The sequence below is a fragment of the Affinirhizobium helianthi genome (assembly GCF_042680945.1).
In the GTDB taxonomy this organism is placed as follows: Bacteria; Pseudomonadota; Alphaproteobacteria; order Rhizobiales; family Rhizobiaceae; genus Neorhizobium; species Neorhizobium helianthi.
The window spans coordinates 417,458-436,921 of record NZ_JBHUEQ010000003.1 but is presented as its reverse complement, the minus strand read 5'-3'; the positions used below and the strand labels follow the sequence as shown (position 1 = coordinate 436,921).

Annotated in this window: 17 protein-coding genes; 12 read left to right on the top strand and 5 right to left on the bottom strand. The window is 57.7% G+C overall.

Features of this window, described 5'->3' with window-relative positions:
- Positions 1–113: 113 nt before the first annotated feature.
- The 4 genes from ACFSE1_RS02620 to ACFSE1_RS02605 all read left to right on the top strand — a co-directional run bounded on the left by ACFSE1_RS02620 (position 114) and on the right by ACFSE1_RS02605 (position 4,243).
- Positions 114–1,058 carry a Bug family tripartite tricarboxylate transporter substrate binding protein gene (locus tag ACFSE1_RS02620; RefSeq protein ID WP_377396123.1) on the top strand — a complete coding sequence of 315 codons (945 nt, stop codon included), beginning with the start codon at positions 114–116 and terminating at the stop codon, positions 1,056–1,058.
- The gene (locus ACFSE1_RS02615) at positions 1,055–1,546 is read left to right on the top strand and encodes a tripartite tricarboxylate transporter TctB family protein (RefSeq protein WP_377396120.1); all 492 of its coding nucleotides are present in this window, start codon (positions 1,055–1,057) and stop codon (positions 1,544–1,546) included. The genes ACFSE1_RS02620 and ACFSE1_RS02615 overlap by 4 nt, the downstream gene beginning before the upstream one ends.
- Positions 1,547–1,557: 11 nt before the next feature.
- Positions 1,558–3,075 (top strand): tripartite tricarboxylate transporter permease, encoded by a 1,518-nt coding sequence (locus ACFSE1_RS02610; RefSeq protein ID WP_377396117.1) that lies wholly within the window; start codon positions 1,558–1,560, stop codon positions 3,073–3,075.
- Between the two features lie 187 nt (positions 3,076–3,262).
- The gene (locus tag ACFSE1_RS02605; protein ID WP_377396114.1) at positions 3,263–4,243 is read left to right on the top strand and encodes a lysylphosphatidylglycerol synthase transmembrane domain-containing protein; all 981 of its coding nucleotides are present in this window, start codon (positions 3,263–3,265) and stop codon (positions 4,241–4,243) included.
- On the opposite strand, the gene ACFSE1_RS02600 is transcribed toward ACFSE1_RS02605, so the two are convergent.
- On the bottom strand, positions 4,227–5,501 hold the full coding sequence (locus ACFSE1_RS02600; protein ID WP_377396111.1) for a DUF763 domain-containing protein: 1,275 nt from the start codon (positions 5,499–5,501) through the stop codon (positions 4,227–4,229). The genes ACFSE1_RS02605 and ACFSE1_RS02600 overlap by 17 nt on opposite strands.
- Positions 5,502–5,614: 113 nt before the next feature.
- Here ACFSE1_RS02600 and ACFSE1_RS02595 point away from each other — a divergent pair, with 113 nt between their 5' ends.
- The 7 genes from ACFSE1_RS02595 (at position 5,615) to ACFSE1_RS02565 (ending at position 13,013) form a co-directional block, all read left to right on the top strand.
- The gene (locus ACFSE1_RS02595; protein ID WP_377396109.1) at positions 5,615–5,884 is read left to right on the top strand and encodes a hypothetical protein; all 270 of its coding nucleotides are present in this window, start codon (positions 5,615–5,617) and stop codon (positions 5,882–5,884) included.
- Between the two features lie 153 nt (positions 5,885–6,037).
- On the top strand, positions 6,038–7,921 hold the full coding sequence (locus tag ACFSE1_RS02590; RefSeq protein WP_377396106.1) for a peptidylprolyl isomerase: 1,884 nt from the start codon (positions 6,038–6,040) through the stop codon (positions 7,919–7,921).
- Positions 7,922–7,946: 25 nt separating this feature from the next.
- The gene (gene trpD, locus ACFSE1_RS02585; RefSeq protein WP_377396103.1) at positions 7,947–8,963 is read left to right on the top strand and encodes an anthranilate phosphoribosyltransferase; all 1,017 of its coding nucleotides are present in this window, start codon (positions 7,947–7,949) and stop codon (positions 8,961–8,963) included.
- Between the two features lie 6 nt (positions 8,964–8,969).
- Complete coding sequence (trpC, locus tag ACFSE1_RS02580; RefSeq protein WP_377396100.1) at positions 8,970–9,773, top strand: indole-3-glycerol phosphate synthase TrpC; 804 nt, start codon at positions 8,970–8,972, stop codon at positions 9,771–9,773.
- Positions 9,770–10,261: a cyclic pyranopterin monophosphate synthase MoaC gene (moaC, locus tag ACFSE1_RS02575; RefSeq protein WP_377396097.1), complete on the top strand. Its 492-nt coding sequence runs from the start codon at positions 9,770–9,772 to the stop codon at positions 10,259–10,261. Before trpC ends, moaC begins: the two co-directional genes overlap by 4 nt.
- A 6-nt stretch (positions 10,262–10,267) precedes the next feature.
- Positions 10,268–11,497: a molybdopterin molybdotransferase MoeA gene (locus ACFSE1_RS02570; protein WP_377396094.1), complete on the top strand. Its 1,230-nt coding sequence runs from the start codon at positions 10,268–10,270 to the stop codon at positions 11,495–11,497.
- A 61-nt stretch (positions 11,498–11,558) separates the two neighbouring features.
- Positions 11,559–13,013, top strand: a complete 1,455-nt coding sequence (locus ACFSE1_RS02565; RefSeq protein WP_377396091.1) for a cryptochrome/photolyase family protein — start codon at positions 11,559–11,561, stop codon at positions 13,011–13,013.
- A 61-nt stretch (positions 13,014–13,074) separates the two neighbouring features.
- Here the strand turns inward: ACFSE1_RS02565 and ACFSE1_RS02560 are convergent, their stop codons facing one another.
- The 4 genes from ACFSE1_RS02560 to ACFSE1_RS02545 all read right to left on the bottom strand — a co-directional run bounded on the left by ACFSE1_RS02560 (position 13,075) and on the right by ACFSE1_RS02545 (position 17,174).
- A complete protein-coding gene (locus tag ACFSE1_RS02560) occupies positions 13,075–14,712 on the bottom strand; it encodes a CTP synthase (protein WP_377396577.1) in 1,638 nt (545 codons plus the stop codon).
- A 125-nt stretch (positions 14,713–14,837) separates the two neighbouring features.
- Positions 14,838–15,245 (bottom strand): preprotein translocase subunit SecG, encoded by a 408-nt coding sequence (secG, locus tag ACFSE1_RS02555; protein ID WP_377396088.1) that lies wholly within the window; start codon positions 15,243–15,245, stop codon positions 14,838–14,840.
- Positions 15,246–15,364: 119 nt separating this feature from the next.
- The gene (tpiA, locus tag ACFSE1_RS02550; protein ID WP_377396085.1) at positions 15,365–16,135 is read right to left on the bottom strand and encodes a triose-phosphate isomerase; all 771 of its coding nucleotides are present in this window, start codon (positions 16,133–16,135) and stop codon (positions 15,365–15,367) included.
- 154 nt (positions 16,136–16,289) lie between these two features.
- The gene (locus ACFSE1_RS02545) at positions 16,290–17,174 is read right to left on the bottom strand and encodes an alpha/beta fold hydrolase (RefSeq protein ID WP_377396082.1); all 885 of its coding nucleotides are present in this window, start codon (positions 17,172–17,174) and stop codon (positions 16,290–16,292) included.
- A 214-nt stretch (positions 17,175–17,388) separates the two neighbouring features.
- On the opposite strand from ACFSE1_RS02545, the gene parE reads away from it, so the two are divergent.
- Entirely contained in the window at positions 17,389–19,449 is a 2,061-nt protein-coding gene (parE, locus tag ACFSE1_RS02540; protein WP_377396079.1) for a DNA topoisomerase IV subunit B, read from the top strand.
- Positions 19,450–19,464: the final 15 nt, after the last annotated feature.

Here is a 19,464-nt window from a genome sequence, read left to right as displayed (position 1 = left end):
GGAACGACTGGGGGGAGACGCCCGCTGCCGAGATTGGCGCGAGTGTATGAAAAACAAACGTCTTCCGCCCGGCACGCCATAACATGCGCTTTGCGCCAACGGAGGACAAACCCTTGAAACATATTTTTCTCGCAACTTTTCTGGCGGGATCCGTAGCTCTTCCGGCATTCGCTGCCGATTACACCATCATGGCGCCCGCTGCCCCCGGCGGCGGATGGGACCAGACTGCACGCTCGCTGCAGACGGCAATGCAGAAGGAAGGAATTTCCAAGAACGTGCAGGTCGTCAACGTGCCTGGCGCTGGCGGCACGATTGGTCTTGCCCAGTTCGCAAGCCAGCAGAAGGGCAAGGACAACGCCCTCATCGTTGGCGGATACGTGATGGTTGGCGCCATCCTCACCAACAAGGCACCGGTGACACTGAAAGATGTGACACCAATCGCTCGCCTCACAGGCGAAGATGAAGCCATCGTCGTTCCAGCTTCCTCACCGATCAAGTCCATGGCTGATCTGGTTGCTGCCCTCAAGAAAGATCCCGGCTCCGTTTCCTGGGGTGGCGGTTCTGCTGGCGGTGTGGACCACATCACGGCTGGCCTCATTGCCAAGGCAGCAGGCGTTGATCCGACCAAGATCAACTACATCGCCTTCTCCGGTGGCGGTGAAGCACTTGCGGCCATTCTCGGCTCACAGGTTACCGTCGGCATTTCCGGCTATGGCGAGTTCGAATCACAGGTAAAGTCCGGCACGCTTCGTCTGCTGGCGACCTCCGGTGAGAAGCGCCTGCCCGGTGTGGATGCACCGACGCTGAAGGAAGCCGGTGTGGATGTTGCTGTTCAGAACTGGCGCATGGTTGCCGCTGCCCCCGGCCTCAGCGCAGAACAGAAGGCAAAGGTAACGGCCGATATTCAGAAGCTTGCAACCTCTGCGACCTGGCAGGAAACGCTGAAGACCAAGGGCTGGCAGGACACCTTCCTGGCGGGCGCTGACTTCGACGCGCAGCTTGCCAAGGATATCTCGGCTACAGAAGGCATCCTGAAGGATATTGGACTGGTAAAATGAGCGATAAGCCTCTGATCAAGGCAGAGGAGCGCCGCCCCGATTGGGCGGCGCTTGTCATTGCCGCTGTACTCGTTGCCCTTTCCGCGACGATCTTCATAGACGCCGCACGCCTGCGCGAAGTTACCGGCTACTCACCCGTCGGTCCGGCGACCGTGCCGCAATGGATAGCCATCGCGCTTCTTCTTCTGGCAATCTGGACAGTCGTCGCAGCTTTCCGGGGTGATTTTCCTGAGCGTGACAGACAGGAAATCAAGCCTGTGGTTTGGGTCATCGGCGGGCTTGCTGCTCAAATGCTGCTTCTCAACACGGCAGGATTTTCCATCGCAACGGGTGTCTTGTTTGCGGCAACCGCAGCTGCATTCGGAAAGCGCAAGATCTGGATCTCGCTTCCCGTGGGCATCATTCTCTGTCTGGTCGTCTGGTTGATTTTCGCTGGCCTCTTGCAGCTCTCGCTGCCCGCTGGGCCGCTTGAGCACCTATTCATGTAAGGGCATTGCCAATGAGCACTTTCGAATTCCTCATGCAGGGTATCGTGGTGGCCATGCAGCCCATGAACCTGCTTTACGCCCTGATTGGCGTAACACTGGGAACTGCCGTCGGCGTTCTTCCCGGCATTGGCCCTGCCCTCACCGTCGCCCTCCTTCTGCCTGTCACCTATCAGCTGGATCCGGCCGGATCGCTCATCATGTTTGCAGGCATTTACTATGGCGGCATGTATGGCGGCTCCACCACCTCCATCCTGCTCAATACACCCGGAGAAAGCGCATCCATCGTGACTGCGCTGGAAGGCAACAAGATGGCCCGCGCCGGTCGCGGCGGACCGGCACTGGCAACTGCTGCCATCGGTTCCTTCGTTGCCGGATTGCTCGCCACGGTCGGTCTTGCTTTCATCGCGCCCTATATCGTGAAACTCGCGCTCGTCTTCGGGCCGCGTGAATATTTTGCGCTGATGGTTCTTGCCTTCATCACCGTTTCTTCTGCCTTCGGCGATTCTACCCTGCGCGGCCTGACCTCGCTGTTCATTGGCCTTGCGCTTTCGCTGATCGGCATCGACCAGCTGACGGGACAGACGCGTCTTGCCTTCGGCGTTCCGGACCTTCTCGATGGCGTGGAAGTGACCACGCTTGCCGTAGCAATGTTTGCAATCGGCGAAACGCTCTATATTGCGGCACAGGGCAACCTTGCGCCGGATAAGGTTGAGGCGGTCAAAGGCTCTATCTGGATGAGTGCAGCCGATTGGGCGCGTTCCTGGAAGCCCTGGCTTCGCGGCACCGTCATTGGCTTTCCCATTGGAGCAATGCCGGCAGGCGGTGCTGAGATCGGCACCTTCCTCTCCTACGCAACAGAGAAGAAACTGACGAAGCATCCGGAAGAGTTCGGCAATGGTGCCATTGAAGGTGTGGCCGGTCCGGAAGCCGCCAACAACGCCTCTGCGGCTGGTACATTGGTTCCTCTGCTTACGCTCGGCCTGCCCACAACGGCGACAGCGGCGATCATGCTTGCTGGTTTCCAGCAATACGGTCTGCAGCCCGGACCACTTCTTTTCGCAACCAATCCGCAGCTTGTCTGGGGCCTTATCGCCTCACTGCTGATCGCGAACTTCATGCTGCTGGTGCTTAACCTTCCGCTCATCGGCCTCTGGGTTCGACTGCTGACGATTCCGAAGCCGTGGCTTTATGCCGGAATTCTGGTCTTCGCGACCCTTGGCACCATTGGCGCCAATCCCTCGGTCTTCGAGCTTGGCATGCTCCTGGCATTCGGTGTGCTCGGCTACGTCATGCGCGTTTTCGGTTACCCGATTGCGCCAGTCGTGGTTGGCCTGATCCTTGGCCCGCTGGCTGAACAGCAGTTGCGCCGTGCCCTGGCGATCAGCCAGGGAGACTTCACGGTTCTCTTCACCTCGCCCATCGCTGCTGTATTGCTCACCATTGCAGCCCTCGCTCTCATCGTACCACTTATTCTGCGCGCGCGCGGCCGTGGCGAAGTGTTGTCGCAGATGGCGGCTGACGAGGACTGATAACGATTTGTCTTCCGCCGGCTTCATTTGGCGGGAGACATCCCCTCTCCAATGGGAACAAAGCGTTGGTGACGTGCGTTAGCGCGGATCATCCGGGGGATTATCTTATGGCCGGTTCGAGACCGCCTTTCACACTGCACTTTCTTCATCGTTCGAATGCTCTGCCAATTCAGGCGAAGGCCACGCGATGAGCCGTTCCAAGCGCATATTCACCTATGGAACGATGATCTTCGGCTTTGCAATAGCAGGCTATCTTCTCTATCGCGGCTTAAGCCAGTTCACCTGGGATGAGATTGTTCAATCCGTTAAAGCCATCCCGTGGAGCAATCTGCTTCTGGCAATGCTCTATTGCGCGGGCTCCTATCTCTGCCTCACCGGATTTGACTGGGCAGGCGTCCGATATGTGAAAAGTGACCTGCCCTACCCCAAGATCGCCCTTGCCTCTTTCGTCAGCCTTGGGCTTGGACAAAGCATTGGCCTCGCAGGCCTCAGCAGCGGAGCGATCCGCTACCGCTACTACGCGCATTGGGGGCTTTCGACGGAAGATGTAGCGAAAATCGTGCTTCTGTCGGGCGTGACCGTCGGCCTTGGCTTGCTGGCTCTTGGCGGGCTTGTGATGGTTCTCAACCCGGCGGACACGGCCAAAATCCTGCGGATTGCGCCATCGGCGGTTCTCATTCTCGGCCTAGCGCTGCTCCTGGCAACGGTCGCCTATGTGCTGGCTGCGGCATTCCTGCGTGCGCCAGTCAAAATCCGCAAATGGACATTCAAGATGCCGACAGCCCGATTGGCCATCGCACAGATCGTCATCGGCACAGTCAACTTTGCGCTCGTCTCCGCATGCCTCATGGAACTGATGCAGGCCAGCGAGAATGTGAGCTACCTGAAGGCCGCAACGGCTTTCGTGCTAGGCAATATCGCAATCCTGGTCACGCATGCGCCGGGTGGGTTGGGTGTGCTTGAGGTAACGGTACGCCATGTGATGGGAGAACAGGCGACTATCGGAGCACTGATAGCGTTCCGTGTGATCTATTTCTTCATTCCCTTCTTCATCGCCCTGCCCATCTCGTTGATCGGGGAGGCAGTTTTCCGCGCAAACAAGGGCAAGAGTGAAGCCAAAAAGGAAAATGATCTGCGAAGGAATGGTGATGTCAGTCCCGTGGCTTGAGCTTCCGCTCGTCAATTTGCCCGGAAGACTGTAGGTCCGCTTCCCAACCGAAAACGCTTCTTCCGCCATAATCGGGTGAATTTCGAAACTCTCCGGCCACGTACTCCTTCAGATCAGGCCCGGTGACATATCGCTCCATCATCCTTGCCTGATGGTCGAGCCGCCGCAATGCCTCCAGCTCTTCCGTCTGCCCAAGCTTGCCCTTTCGCACGGCAGACTTCATGACGCGAATGGTTTCGTCGTAGACTTTTAGCGGGACCGGGAATGGATGCCGATCCTTTCCGCCATGAGCCAACGAATAACGCGCCGGATCGGAAAAACGGCATGGCGCGCCGTGCACAACTTCGGAAACAAGGGCCAGAGCTTCGACGGTGCGCGCGCCCACTCCCGGCGTCAAAATCAGATCGCTGAAATCCTTCGGGCCTCTGTCCGCAGCGGCAGCCAAAGCGCCATGAAGCCGCCGCATGTTCACATCTTTCTCGCGAACATCATGATGATCCGGCATGATCAGGTGCGGAAGGAGCGGCTGCGCCACCGGCACTGCCGTTTCGGCACGAATGGCGGCAATTTCGCGCAAGAGCCGATCCGGGCCAAGGTCTGAGAGAAGTTCGAGCTGTGCCGCGCGGGATCTTTCGGCGCGACTGTCTGCAAGGTTGATGATTTCACCCTGCTGATGCCCCTCGATACCGCTATGCGGCGAATCGAAATAGCTTTTCAATCCCTCAGACATCCAATGGTATCGTCGCGCCTGACGGCGCTCGCCATTCATGCCCTGCTGCACCACCACCCACTTACCGTCGCTAGCGGCAATGAAACCATGCAGGTAAAGGTCGAAACCATCCTGGACAGCGGCACTATCAACCTTGGCAACCAGCCTGCTCGTCTGTGCAAGAGCTAGGCCGTCAAAACCGACGCGTTCGCCGATGAGGAACAATTCATCGGGTGTTTTGCGTGAGTGCTGGCCCCGCCCGCCGCAGACATGAAGTCCCAGCTCACCTGCCATGGGGGCAAGCCCCTTCTTCAACGCGCCGATGACCGAGGTGGTGATGCCGGAAGAATGCCAGTCCATTCCCATGACCGCGCCAAAGGATTGGAACCAGAAGGGATTTGCAAGGCGCCGCAGAAATTCGTCACGGCCATAGTGATGCACGATGGCTTCAGTGATCAAGGCACCAAGGCGCGTCATCCGCTGCCCCAGCCAGTGGGGCACGCGCCCGCCATGAAGCGGTAGATCCGCGCTGCCAGCTCTGCGTGTCATGTTCTACCTTCGTTCCGGCTCTTTCCTACTGCGAAAGCAAGCGATTGGCCAGAGTGGCGGAACAAAATCGGGTCGCAATGGTCAGAAATACAGACACAGAACCGGAGGCTGAAATGCGAACCTACTATGCCTATCATCATGCAGAGCCATCGCCCGGCTGCTTCATTATTCGCTTTTATCATTCCGGCGGCGAGATCCGGGGATACATTCGCCAGATCGGTGAACCGGGCCAGAAAGACGAGATTTTCCCCGGAGAGGAAATGCAGCCGGAAGACGCCTTTCGCATGGCAGACAACAAGAATCGCGGTGATCGCAAACGCCCGATTTTCATAGCACTGTCAGAAGGCGTGCAGTGGAATCCCGCCTGGGGTCGATTGATTTGATCCGGCTCTGCCGCTTTTTAACGGTTTCCCGCAGCATTCTCACGTTTGTTTTGACCTCCCATACCTTCAATTCCCTTGCGGTTTGTTCTAGAGACAAACTTCAGACCCGCCGTGAGGCGGCTTTCGCACGGTTTTGCAAGGTAATGTCGGTCGATGCTTGATACGCTTAGAAACGCTGCCCGCTCCTGGGTCGCGAAATTGCTTCTTCTGCTTCTTGTGGTTTCCTTCGCCATTTGGGGCGTGTCCGCATCGATGTTCAGCGGGACCAACACTTCCGTTATGACGGTGGGAAGTCAGAAGATTTCTCCAGAGGAATTCCGGCTCGCCTACCAGAGACAGCTTGGCGCGATCAGCCGTCAGCTCGGAACCCAGCTGACGAGCGAACAGGCACGCGCATTCGGCGTTGAGCAGCAGACATTCTCGCAGCTCTCTGCCGGTGCCGCACTGGATGAACTTTCCGCCGATATGCGCCTGGGTCTTTCTCAGGATCGGTTGGCGGCACTCATCGCAGAAGATCCTGCCTTCCGCGGTAATGATGGCCAGTTTGACCGCACCCTGTTCAGCGCGCGTCTTCGTAACGCCGGCTTGAGAGAGCAGGACTACATCAACGAACGCAGCAAGGTTGCTGTCCGAAGCCAGGTGGTGGATGCCATTGCAGATGGCTTCCAGCCGCCGCAGGTGCTGGTGAACGCTCTGAAACAATACCGCGATGAGAGCCGTGATGTGGATTACATCGTGCTTTCCAATGCGAACATCGACCCGATCAAAGCCCCGACCGAAGAGGTTCTGGCCAGCTGGTTCCAGGGCGTGAAGGCGCGCTATCGTGCGCCGGAGCTTCGCCGCTTCGCCTATGTGACCCTGCAGCCATCGGATGTCGCTGATCCGACAACCGTGACGGAAGATCAGGTTCGTGCCGAATATGACCGCCGCAAGGATAGCTACCGGACGCCGGAAACCCGCACCGTTGAGCAGCTGAGCTTTCCAAGCAAGGAAATGGCCGATGCCGCGCTTCAGCAGATGAAGGAACGGCAGCTGACCTTCGATCAGCTGGTTGCCGATCAAGGCAAGTCTGCGAGCGACGTCATGCTGGGCGACTTCACCAAGGATCAGATCCCCGATCCTGCCATTGCCAATGCTGCATTCGGTGTCAGCGCTTCAGGCGGCACGACGGGTATTGTCCAGGGCGCTTTTGGCCCGGTCATGCTGCGCGTTACCAATATTCGCCCCGAAACAACCAAGTCTTACGACGACGTGAAGGAAGACATTCGCAAAACCCTGGCGCTTGCGGCTGCGGCTCAGGATGTTCAGGCTGTTCATGATCGCTTCGAGGACCTGCGTGGTTCCGGTTCCTCCCTTGAGGAAGCTGCCGCGCAACTTAAGCTCAAGGCCGTCACCGTGACCACGGATCGCACCGGGCTCGACGCTGAAGGCAAATCCGTTGCCCTCCCTGCCGCAGAAACGCTTGTGCAGGACGTGTTCCGTACTGATGTCGGTGCGGAAGCGCTTCCCGGCAATCTTGGCAATGATGGCTATGTCTGGTTCGACGTGCGCGAAATCATTCCGGAGCGGGAGCGCAGCTTGAGCGAAGTGCGCGAGAAGGCTGTGGCCGATTGGACAGCAGAGCAGCAGCGCCAGGCATTGGCCGCCAGATCTGAAGATTTGAAGGCGCGCCTGGACAAGGGCGAAACGCTTGAAACCATTGCCGCAGAACTTGGGCTGACGGTTGAGAACAAGAGCGGGCTTCGCCGCCAGTCGACTGACGCTATCTTTGGCCCTGAAGCCGCGAAGGCTGCTTTCTCCGGTCCAAACGGTGTAAATGCCGTTGCTCAGGCCGCCGATGGTGAATCCCGCATTCTGATGCACGTCAAGAATGTTCAGCAGGCTCCGGCGGCCCCTCTGTCGTCGGGTGATGAGCAAATCACGCAGATTGCCCGTGCCGCTGGCGACGACCTGCTGGATCAGATGGTTGTGAAGCTGCAAAGTGACTACGGTGTGACGATCAATCAGACATTGGCTGACCAAGCCATCGCGCGCTGAGTGATCACCAGAGGGGGCCAATCGCATGCCTGATTTGAAAGCCTATATCGCCAAAATCGCGACAGGCGAGCCACTTTCGAAAGAGGATGCACGTGCCGCTTTCGATATTCTCATGTCGGGCGAAGCCACCCCCTCTCAGATCGGTGGTTTCTTGATGGCGCTTCGCGTTCGCGGGGAAACGGTCGATGAAATATCAGGCGCTGTTTCCACCATGCGCTCAAAAATGCTGCCCGTCGCTGCGCCAGATGATGTGATGGATATCGTCGGTACCGGGGGAGATGGGCTGAAAACCTACAATATCTCCACTCTGGCTGCACTGATCGTTGCTGGTGCGGGCGTTCGCGTGGCCAAGCACGGCAATCGTGCCTTGAGTTCCAAATCCGGAACGGCAGATGCTCTGGCGGCGCTCGGCGTGAAGCTGGATATTCAACCGGATTTGATCGCCCGTTGCATCTCCGAAGCAGGCATTGGCTTCATGTTCGCCCAGGTGCATCATGCTGCCATGCGGCATGTCGGTCCAAGCCGCGTTGAGCTTGGCACTCGCACCATCTTCAATCTTTTGGGTCCGCTTTCCAATCCCGCAGGCGCAAAACGCCAGTTGCTGGGCGTTTTCTCCCCACAATGGCTGGAACCTATTGCTCATGTCATGCGGGATCTGGGCTCGGAAAATATCTGGGTTGTGCACGGCGATGGCATGGATGAGATTACCACCACCGGCGTAACCCAGGTGTGCGCGCTGGAAAACGGCACCATTCGAAACTTCGTACTGACGCCAGAGGATTTTGGCGTGGCACGCGCAACTCTTGATGAGTTGAAAGGCGGCGATGGAGAGGTCAATGCTCGTGCGCTGCGCGATGTGCTTTCGGGCGCACGTAATGCCTATCGGGATATCGCGCTTTGCAATGCAGCAGCATCACTGGTGATCGCCGGGAAGGCTGCTGACGTGTTGGAAGGCATGATACTGGCGACGACCTCTTTGGATAACGGCCATGCGGCTGCGGTTCTGGATAAGCTTGTCGCGATCTCAAATGAGGATAATTAAAGCGTTATGAGCGACATTCTTAAAAAAATTGAAGCCTACAAACTCCAGGAGATTGCCGCGGCCAAATCCCGCATCTCCATTGACGATCTGAAAGCGATGGCGCGCGAGCAGGACGCGCCCCGCGGTTTCTACAAGACGCTTCGCAAAAAGCAGGCCGAAGGCTCTTTTGGTCTGATCGCCGAAATCAAGAAAGCAAGCCCATCGAAGGGCCTCATTCGCCCGGACTTCGATCCGCCTGCCCTTGCAGAAGCTTATGAAAAAGGCGGCGCGGCGTGCCTGTCCGTGCTGACGGATACGCCAAGCTTCCAGGGTGCGCCCGAATTCCTCACCGCTGCACGCAAGGCCTGCTCGCTTCCCGCGTTGCGCAAGGACTTCATGTTCGACGTCTATCAGGTGCACGAAGCACGCGCCTGGGGCGCAGACTGCATTCTGCTCATTATGGCATCGCTTTCTGACGACGATGCAAAGCGCCTGGAAGACGAGGCCCATTCGCTGGGAATGGACGTCTTGATCGAGGTGCACGATGCGGAAGAAACGGAGCGCGCTCTCAAGCTCACATCTCCGCTTCTCGGAATCAACAACCGCAACCTGCGCACCTTCGAGGTCAGCCTATCGACCAGCGAAACGCTCGCGTCGCTCGTACCGCAGGATAAGCTACTTGTTGGCGAAAGCGGCATATTCACGCATGAAGATTGCAAGCGCCTTGAAGCGAGCGGTATAACCACCTTCCTGGTGGGTGAAAGCCTGATGCGTCAAGCCGATGTGACAGCTGCGACACAACTCCTCCTTCAAGGAAAAGCGGCCGCATGACTGAAAGTAAGCAGCGGCTGACGCATATCGATGCGACTGGTGAAGCCCACATGGTTGATGTGGGCGAGAAGGTTGATACGGTGCGCGTTGCCGTTGCCGAAGGCGTCATCCGCATGAAGCCGGATACACTCACTCTCATCCTTGAGGGAAATGCCAAAAAGGGAGACGTGATTGGTACGGCACGTCTCGCTGGCATCATGGCTGCCAAGCAAACCGCCAACCTCATCCCGCTATGCCATCCTTTGATGTTGACCAAGGTCTCCGTGGAAATTGAAGCGGATCACGACCTTCCGGGTTTACGAGTTACCGCAACCGCAAAGCTGACTGGCAAAACCGGCGTCGAAATGGAAGCGTTGACTGCCGCTTCCATTGCGTGCCTGACGATCTACGATATGGCCAAGGCTGCGGATAAGGGCATGGAAATCGGCGGAATTCGTCTTTTGGAAAAGAGTGGCGGCAAATCAGGAGACTGGAGCCGCCAAAGGTGAGGCAGCATGGCAACGAACCTTCTCCCTGTGGTAGAGGCGCTAGGTCGCCTGCTTGATCGGGCACATCCGGTAAGCGACGCGGAATTGGTCGGCCTTGACCGAGCCACGGGTAGAGTGCTTGCCGCTGATCTTTCTGCACGCCTGACACAGCCTCCCTTCAACGCTTCCGCCATGGATGGCTATGCGCTCGCTGCCGCCGATGCACCCGTGGTCGGCTCCGAGCTTATTGTCATAGGTGAAGCCGCCGCAGGCCGTGCATTCGATGGCACCGTCGGTGAAGGTGAGGCCGTGCGGATCTTCACCGGCGCTCCGGTACCGGCAGGGGCAGATTCTGTGCTCATTCAGGAGGATGCGGAACGGCTCGATGGAAACCGCATCCGCACCAGGTTTCCGGTCACGAAGGGAAGACACATACGGCCGCGTGGCCAGGACTTCCAGGAAGGGGAAGTCGTTCTGAAAGCCGGCACTTTGCTGGACTATTCGCATCTGACGGTCGCGGCTGCCATGAACCACCCGCAGCTGCAGGTTATCCGCCAACCGCGCGTGGCAATCCTGGCGACGGGGGATGAACTGGTCCCGCCGGGCAGCACTTTGAATTCCTCGCAAATCATTGCGTCCAATACCTTTGGCATCGCATCTCTGGTGCGCGAAGCGGGCGGCACTGTCTTGGATCTTGGCATTGTTCCAGATGCGCAGGATAAAATTGAATCCGCCATCGCACTGGCCGTGAATGAGAAAGCAGACATTCTCGTGACGCTTGGCGGCGCATCCGCGGGAGACCATGATCTGGTGCAGGCAAGCCTGAAGGCGCAGGGCATGGAACTGGATTTCTGGCGCATCGCCATGCGCCCCGGCAAGCCGCTTATGGTCGGCTCACTCGGCCAGATGCTGGTGCTGGGGCTTCCCGGAAATCCCGTTGCAAGCCTCGTATGCGGGACGCTTTTTCTTGAACCTGTTGTTGCCAAACTTGCGGGCCGCAAGGTGCATTCTCGTGCTTCGCAGGCTATCTCGGCATCCAGACTGGCTGCCAATGATCAGCGACAGGACTATCTGAGAGCCAGACTTGGTCGTGATAACAACGGAACGCTGATAGCAGAGGTCTTCGAGAAGCAGGATTCATCGATGATGAAGATCTTTGCGCATTCCGATTGCCTGATCGTTCGGCCACCGCATGCGCCGGAACTTCCAGCCGGCGCCCCCTGCCCCATCATCCTTCTGCGCGGCATGCCTAGATGATCCAGTGGCTGGCAGCACGCGTAAATTCACACGATGGAATGTGAAGTGGAGTGCCAGCGTAATGACCTCATCCGAACCGCCCGTCATCCTGTGGTTTCGGCGAGACCTCAGGATGGATGATCATGCTGCGCTGTTACAGGCAATCCAAACCGGACGCCCAATTGTCTGCGTGTATATCAGAGAGCCACTGAAGGGCAATCTTGCGATTGGCGGCGCGCAAGAATGGTGGCTACACCACTCTCTGGAAGCCCTCAACAAATCGCTCAACGAGCGGGGAAACCGCCTGACGCTGGCATCTGGCCAAGCTAGTGATGTTCTGCTGCGCATCGCGAAAGAAACCTCCGCAAGCTGCATCTTCTTCAATCGGCATTACGAACGGGACGCGCTGGATTTGGATGTGGCGTCTTCCCTTCGCGCAGAAGGACTGGACGTAAAGCGCTTCAAAGGACAGATCCTCCACAATCCGGAGACCATGAAGACCGGCTCCGGCGGCGCTTACCGCGTCTACACGCCATTCTGGCGCGCATTGGAGCGGGACGGCGATCCTCGCGAACCCGTTGGTGCTCCTGAGGCTATCCCTGCCCCGCCGCACTTTCCGAAGAGCGAAGAACTGCCCGATTGGCACCTTCTACCCGATCGGCCAAACTGGGCCGAAGAATTTGCCGAGCTTTGGCAGCCAGGCGAAGCGGGCGCGATGAAGCGTCTGGAAAGCTTTCTGGAAAAACCCGTTCTCACCTACAAAAAGGATCGGGACTTTCCGGGTCTCGGGAACGCGACATCCCTGCTTTCGCCACATCTCGCTTTTGGCGAGATTTCTCCCGCCCGAATCTGGCATGCGACACGTGGGCTGGAAGCGACAGAGCATGTCATACATTTCCGGAAGGAACTGGTTTGGCGTGAATTCTCCTATCACCTGCTTGTGGCGTTTCCGAAGCTCGGCGAGAAGAATTGGAATGATCGCTTCGACGCCTTCCCATGGACGTTCGACGAGATAGCCTTTGAAGCATGGACAAAGGGAAAGACAGGTTATCCCATTGTCGATGCAGGCATGCGCCAGCTCTGGCGTCACGGCTACATGCATAACCGCGTAAGAATGATCACAGGCTCATTCCTCATCAAGGACCTGATGATCGATTGGCGCAAGGGTGAAGAGTGGTTTCACGATACGCTGCTGGATGCAGACCCTGCCTCCAATGCCGCGAACTGGCAATGGGTCGCTGGCTCCGGTGCTGATGCAGCTCCGTTCTTCCGCGTGTTCAATCCCATCCTTCAGGGTGAAAAGTTCGATCCCGATGGCGACTACGTGCGCCGCTTCGTGCCGGAGATCGCAAACCTGCCGACAAAGTACATTCACAAGCCGTTTGAAGCACCAAGGGAGGTGCTTGCCAGGGCGGGCGTGACACTGGGGAAAACCTATCCCAATCCGATAGTGAACCACGCACAGGCCCGCGATCGTGCGCTTTCAGCCTATGCAGAGGTGACTGGACGAAGCGGAGAGCCTGACCCACGCGATTGAGATGCAAGAAGCCCGGGAACTATAAAATCCCGGGCTTTCAATTCGATAGTTCAAACGACCATCAAACCAGACGGCTCTGATCCAGCGCCGCCGAAATGAAGCTCGAGAAGAGCGGGTGCGGATCCAGCGGACGGCTCTTCAATTCCGGGTGGTACTGAACGCCGATGAACCAGGGGTGGTCGGCATATTCAATGGTTTCCGGCAGAAGGCCGTCGGGCGACATTCCGGAGAAGATCAAACCGCAGCTTTCCAAACGCTCCTTGTAGGCGACATTCACCTCATAACGATGGCGATGGCGCTCGGAAATATCCGTCGAGCCGTAGATTTCCGCAATCTTGGTCTCACGCTTCAGAGCTGCCTTGTAGGCACCAAGACGCATTGTTCCGCCCAGATCGCCAGCAGACGAACGCTTCTCGAGCGAATTGCCCTTCACCCACTCGGTCATGAGACCGACAACCGGCTCCTTGGCAGGGCCAAATTCGGTGGATGAGGCTTCTTCAATGCCAGCGAGGTTTCGCGCTGCTTCCAGCACGGCCATCTGCATGCCGAAGCAGATACCGAAGTACGGAACCTTACGCTCGCGCGCGAAACGTGCAGCGTTGATCTTTCCTTGCGCGCCGCGCTCACCAAAGCCACCCGGCACCAGAATGCCGTTGACCTTCTCGAGGTAAGGGGCTGGATCTTCCTTTTCGAAGATTTCAGACTCAATCCACTCAAGCTTGACCTTCACATGGTTGGCAATGCCACCATGATGAAGTGCCTCGATCAGCGACTTATAGGCGTCCTTCAGCCCGGTATATTTGCCAACAACGGCAATCGTAACTTCACCTTCCGGCGTATGGATACGGTTGCAAACCTCTTCCCATGCATCAAGCCGCGGCTTTGGTGCAGGTTCGATACCGAAGGCTGCAAGCACTTCCGAATCAAGGCCCTCCTTATGATAGGCCATTGGCACATCATAAATATTGGCCACATCGAGCGCCTGAATCACGGCAGAAGGGCGAACATTGCAGAAGAGCGACAGCTTGCGGCGTTCCGCTTCCGGAATTTCGCGATCCGCGCGCACAAGCAGAATATCCGGTGCAATACCGAGCGCCTGCAGCTCCTTCACCGAATGCTGCGTCGGCTTGGTTTTCAATTCGCCCGCCGCGGGGATGTAAGGCATGAGGGTGAGGTGCAGGTAAACGGCTGAACCACGCGGGAGTTCATTGCCCAACTGGCGAATGGCTTCCACGAAAGGCATAGCCTCGATATCGCCGACGGTCCCGCCGATTTCGCAGATCACGAAATCATAATCGTCATTGCCTTCAACAACGAAGTCCTTGATCTCGTTGGTGACGTGCGGAATGACCTGCACGGTCGCGCCGAGGTAATCGCCGCGGCGTTCCTTGTCGATGATGTTCTTGTAAATACGACCGGTGGTGATGTTATCGGTCTTGGTGGCCGAACGCCCCGTGAAGCGTTCGTAGTGACCCAGATCGAGGTCCGTCTCAGCGCCGTCATCGGTCACGAAGACCTCGCCGTGCTGAGTCGGGCTCATGGTGCCCGGATCAACGTTGAGATAAGGGTCCAGCTTGCGTAGCCGAACCCGGTAACCTCTGGCCTGTAGCAAGGCTCCGAGGGCTGCAGCCGCAATTCCTTTTCCAAGGGAAGAAACCACGCCGCCTGTGATGAATACATATCGCGCCATGGGAGTCACCGGATACCTTTTCACGATCGATTCCGCCAGCCCAAAATTTCTTTAGGATGGTCAAAACTGTGGAATCTGCACAAAAGAAAACCGGCAGGCTTTCGGCCTGCCGGAGGTTTAAGCATTAACCGGGCTTAGTTGCCGGTTGGAACAGAAGACGGATCGGCAGGAGCTGCCGCACCGCCAGATGCCGGAGCACCCGTTGCTGGAGCTGCGCCATTACCAGCGGGCTGCGAAGGCGCCGGACCAAGCGAGTCCAGAATGCCATTGCCCTGCCCCTGCTGGTTGGCGGGGATGCGGTCCAGAATATCCGTCGGACGGGATTCATGGCGCGCCATAATGCCAAGAACGAGCGATGTCACAAAAAACAGCGTGGCCAGGATCGCGGTTGTGCGCGTCAATGCGTTGGCCGTTCCACGTGCCGACATGAAGCCGGAGCCGCCGCCAATACCAAGGCCGCCGCCTTCCGAACGCTGGATCAGCACGACGCCCACAAGCGCCAGCACGATCATGAGATGAATTACGATCAATACGGTCTGCATATCAGTCCAGTCCTGCACGAGAAGTGCTGCGGCATACAAAAAAGCTTTGGCGGTCCTTTAGCTCAGCCCGACCAGCATTCCAAGGGGCAAGTCGCCTTGCCCCTCACTTTCGATGCATTTTACTTCGCGATTTCTTCATAGACGCCGTAGATGGCGAGGAAGTCGGCAGCTTTCAAGCTCGCGCCGCCAATCAGCGCGCCATCCACATTGGCCACGGACATCAGTTCCTTAGCATTGCCAGGCTTTACGGAGCCGCCATAGAGAATGCGCATCTTCTTGCCGTGCTCGCCGAAGCGCGCAACCAGCTCTTCACGCATGAAGGCATGTGCCTTCTCCACATCCTCAACCGTCGGCGTGAGGCCCGTGCCAATCGCCCATACCGGCTCATAGGCGATAACTGTGTTTTCCGGGGTGGCAGAATCCGGCACGGAACCGGACAGTTGACGCTTGAGGATTTCGAGGGTCTGGCCAGCCTTGCGCTCATCAGCCGTTTCGCCAATGCAGACGATGGCGGTCAGATCTGCGGCGAAAGCAGCTTCTGCCTTTGCCCGCACAAGGTGATCCGTTTCTGCGTGATCGACGCGGCGCTCCGAGTGGCCAACGATGACATAGGTGCCGAAGCAGTCTGCAATCATTTCGGCGGAGATATCACCTGTATGCGCGCCGGATTGATTTTGATGGCAATCCTGCGCACCAATCATCAAGGGGCTGTCCGTGCACAAGGCCGTCGCGACATAAAGCAGCGTTGCAGGCGGGCAAATCAATGCATCAACCTTCTCCGCAAGAGGTGTGGTCACACCTGCGGAAATCGCCTTGATCTGATCCAGAGAGGATCTCGTGCCGTTCATCTTCCAATTTCCCGCTACAAGCGGGCGAACATCCGGCGTCATTCGCTTTGCTTCCCTTCGCTCTCCCGACCCCCACATCCATGAGGTGCCGCCCTTCCGAAACCTCGGGGCGTTCAAGGCCCCCTTCCCAACCGTTTCTTCCTGCAAACAGGCGCGGCTGGGCCTAAACTCTGGTTAAGAGAATGCGGCTTGCGGATCAACCGGCTGTCAGAAGAAAGTTCAAGATCTCGCGCCAATCACTCATTCTGATCGGTGTCCCATGTCCACCCGTTTCAAACAGGCGGAAAATGGTCGGATACTTTGCCGCGCGCATTTTCTTGTAGAGAGAAATTTGCGGTTCGGCGGCATAAACGCTGTCCGAACTTCCATGGGAAAAATAGACAGGCAGCTTCAACCTGGCAGCCGGGGTCGTCAGAAACCCCGGATCGGCAGGCCCGCCCATAATGGCAAACCCCTTGAGGTAGCGGACAGCCTCCTTGTCACGACTGATGTTCTGACAAATGAAATTGCCCATCGAGGCACAGGCCAAAATCACCGGCCGACCGCTGGAAAGCTCGAAAACGTAACGAATCAGAGCGGCAACATCTGAGGCGCCCTTTGCATCGAAACTGCGGATCGATGGCGCATAATAAGCACCGCCGTTGAGGACCGCCAGATTCTTCAGGCGATTGAAATTACCGCCGAAGGAATAGTCGTTGGCACCCAATCTTCTGTCACCGCCTCGACCATGAATGAAAATCACCGTGAAGCTGGCCTGGGTCTGCTTGCCAACGCGCATCACTTCCATGCGGCTGGTGCCCAGGGTCAGGGTTTCATTGACCTGCTGGGCGCGGACACGCGTATCGACATAGGCCGGTTTCACCCGCCTCTCCGGCTCCTCGTCACGGCCATTGATGTCCCTCATCTCCTGATAGTCGAGGACTTGGAATGCACCGTCGTCCTCGCTGCGCAAAACTGTCTGCTGCGAGAACAATTCATCCTTGAAGGGCCGAATCGGTCCATCCTGCGCGCTGGCCGAAAGCGCGGACAACAGCAGGAAAAGCCCGCCCAACACGCGATTTTTCAAATGATCTGTGGACATGGAGGGCTTCATCCACTTCCTCGTCACGCGCCGACTTGCCTATTGGGCCTAGGCAGCGCACATCCTGTTCCAAACCATGCGCATTGACGCAAGGCATCGCGAAAAAGCCGTTTATCTGGCACACTCGCAGGCGATTCGATAGCCACGGGATGCTTGAACCGGCACATTCCTAATACGCTTGATGCCCTGACCACAGGCAAGATGTACGGACACAATGGACGACACCAACGACCTTTTCGCCAGCATTCCGGAAACTGCACCCAAGCCTGCGGCTGAACCGTCAGCAGGTGCGCCAAAAGCGCCGCCCGCTCGTGCTGCAGCCCCGGCAGTGCCGCCTTCCGCATCCAGCGAAAACTACGATGCATCCTCGATCCGCGTTCTTGAGGGGCTGGAACCCGTCCGCATGCGCCCCGGCATGTATATCGGCGGAACCGATGAAAAAGCGCTTCATCACCTGTTTGCCGAAGTCATCGATAACTCGATGGACGAGGCTGTTGCTGGACACGCCAATTTCATCGAGGTTCACCTCGATACGCAGGGCTTCCTGACGGTCTCGGACAATGGCCGCGGCATTCCGGTTGAGCTGCACCCACAGGTTCCGGGAAAGTCTACGCTTGAAGTCATCATGACCAAGCTGCACGCGGGCGGAAAGTTCGACGGAAAAGCCTATGAAACCTCGGGCGGCCTGCATGGCGTTGGCGTATCGGTGGTCAATGCCCTTTCAGATCTGCTCGAAGTGGAAGTTGCGCGGAACCGCAAACTCTATCGCCAGCGCTTTTCGCGTGGCATTCCGCTGGGCGGGCTGGAAGAATTGGGCGATGTGCACAATCGTCGCGGCACGCGGGTTCGCTTCCATCCCGATCCGCAGATATTTGGTGAACATGCCAGGTTCGATGCGGGGCGCATTTTCCGCATGGCCCGCTCCAAAGCCTATCTGTTTGGCGGCGTGGAAATTCGCTGGAGCTGCGATCCGGGCATTGTTACCCCAGGTGGCGAGATTCCGGAAAAGGCCGTATTCCATTTTCCCGGCGGCTTGAAGGATTACCTGGCAGCCACACTCGGCAAGGACTTCACGGTGACCCGCGAGATCTTCTCCGGGCGTACCGAGAAAACGGGTGGGCACGGTGCACTGGAATGGGCCGTGACGTGGTATGGGGGCGATCCGCAGATCCACTCCTATTGCAATACCATTCCGACGCCCGAAGGTGGCACGCACGAGGCGGGCCTGCGCATTGCCTTGCTGAAGGGCCTTAAAAACTACGCCGAACTGACGCAAAACAAGCGCGCAAAGGATATCACCACCGATGACGTGATGATTTCCGCTGTCGGCATGCTGTCTGTCTTCATTCGCGAGCCTGAATTTGTCGGTCAGACCAAGGACAAGCTGGCAACTGTTGAGGCCCAGCGCATCGTAGAAAACGCACTGAGAGACCCCTTCGATCATTATCTTGCAGGCAACCCTGCGGAAGCGGCGAAACTGCTGGATTGGGTGATAGAGCGTGCCGAAGAACGGTTGCGCCGACGCAAGGAAAAGGAAGTCAACCGCAAGACAGCCGTGCGCAAACTTCGTTTGCCCGGCAAGCTGGCGGATTGCTCCCAGAACACGGCAGAAGGTGCGGAACTCTTCATCGTCGAGGGCGATTCGGCTGGCGGCTCCGCGAAACAGGCACGCAACCGCACCAATCAGGCTATCTTGCCTCTGCGCGGAAAAATCCTGAACGTTGGTAGTGCGAGCCGCGAAAAGCTTTCCGCCAACCAGCAGATCGCAGACCTTATCCAGGCGCTTGGCTGTGGCACGCGCACCAAATACCGCGAAGAGGATCTGCGCTATGAGCGCATCATCATCATGACGGATGCGGACGTGGACGGTGCCCACATTGCCTCGCTGCTGATTACCTTCTTCTATCAGGAAATGCCGGAGTTGATCCGGGGAGGCCATCTCTATCTCGCCGTTCCGCCCCTCTACGTCATTCGCCAAGGCGCAAAAACGGTTTATGCCCGCGACGACGCCCATCGCGCCGAACTGATGGCAACCACTTTCAAAGGCAAGAAAGTGGAAATCGGCCGCTTTAAAGGTCTCGGCGAAATGATGCCGCAGCAATTGAAAGAAACGACGATGGATCCGGCCAAGCGCACGCTTCTTCGCGTGGCAATCGATGAGGTGGACTTCGAAGGCACGCGTGAGGCTGTGGACAACCTCATGGGCACGAAGGCTGACGCCCGTTTTCGCTTCATTCAGGAGCGGGCGGCGTTCGCGGATAATCTGGACATCTAGCGCATCGCCGTTCAA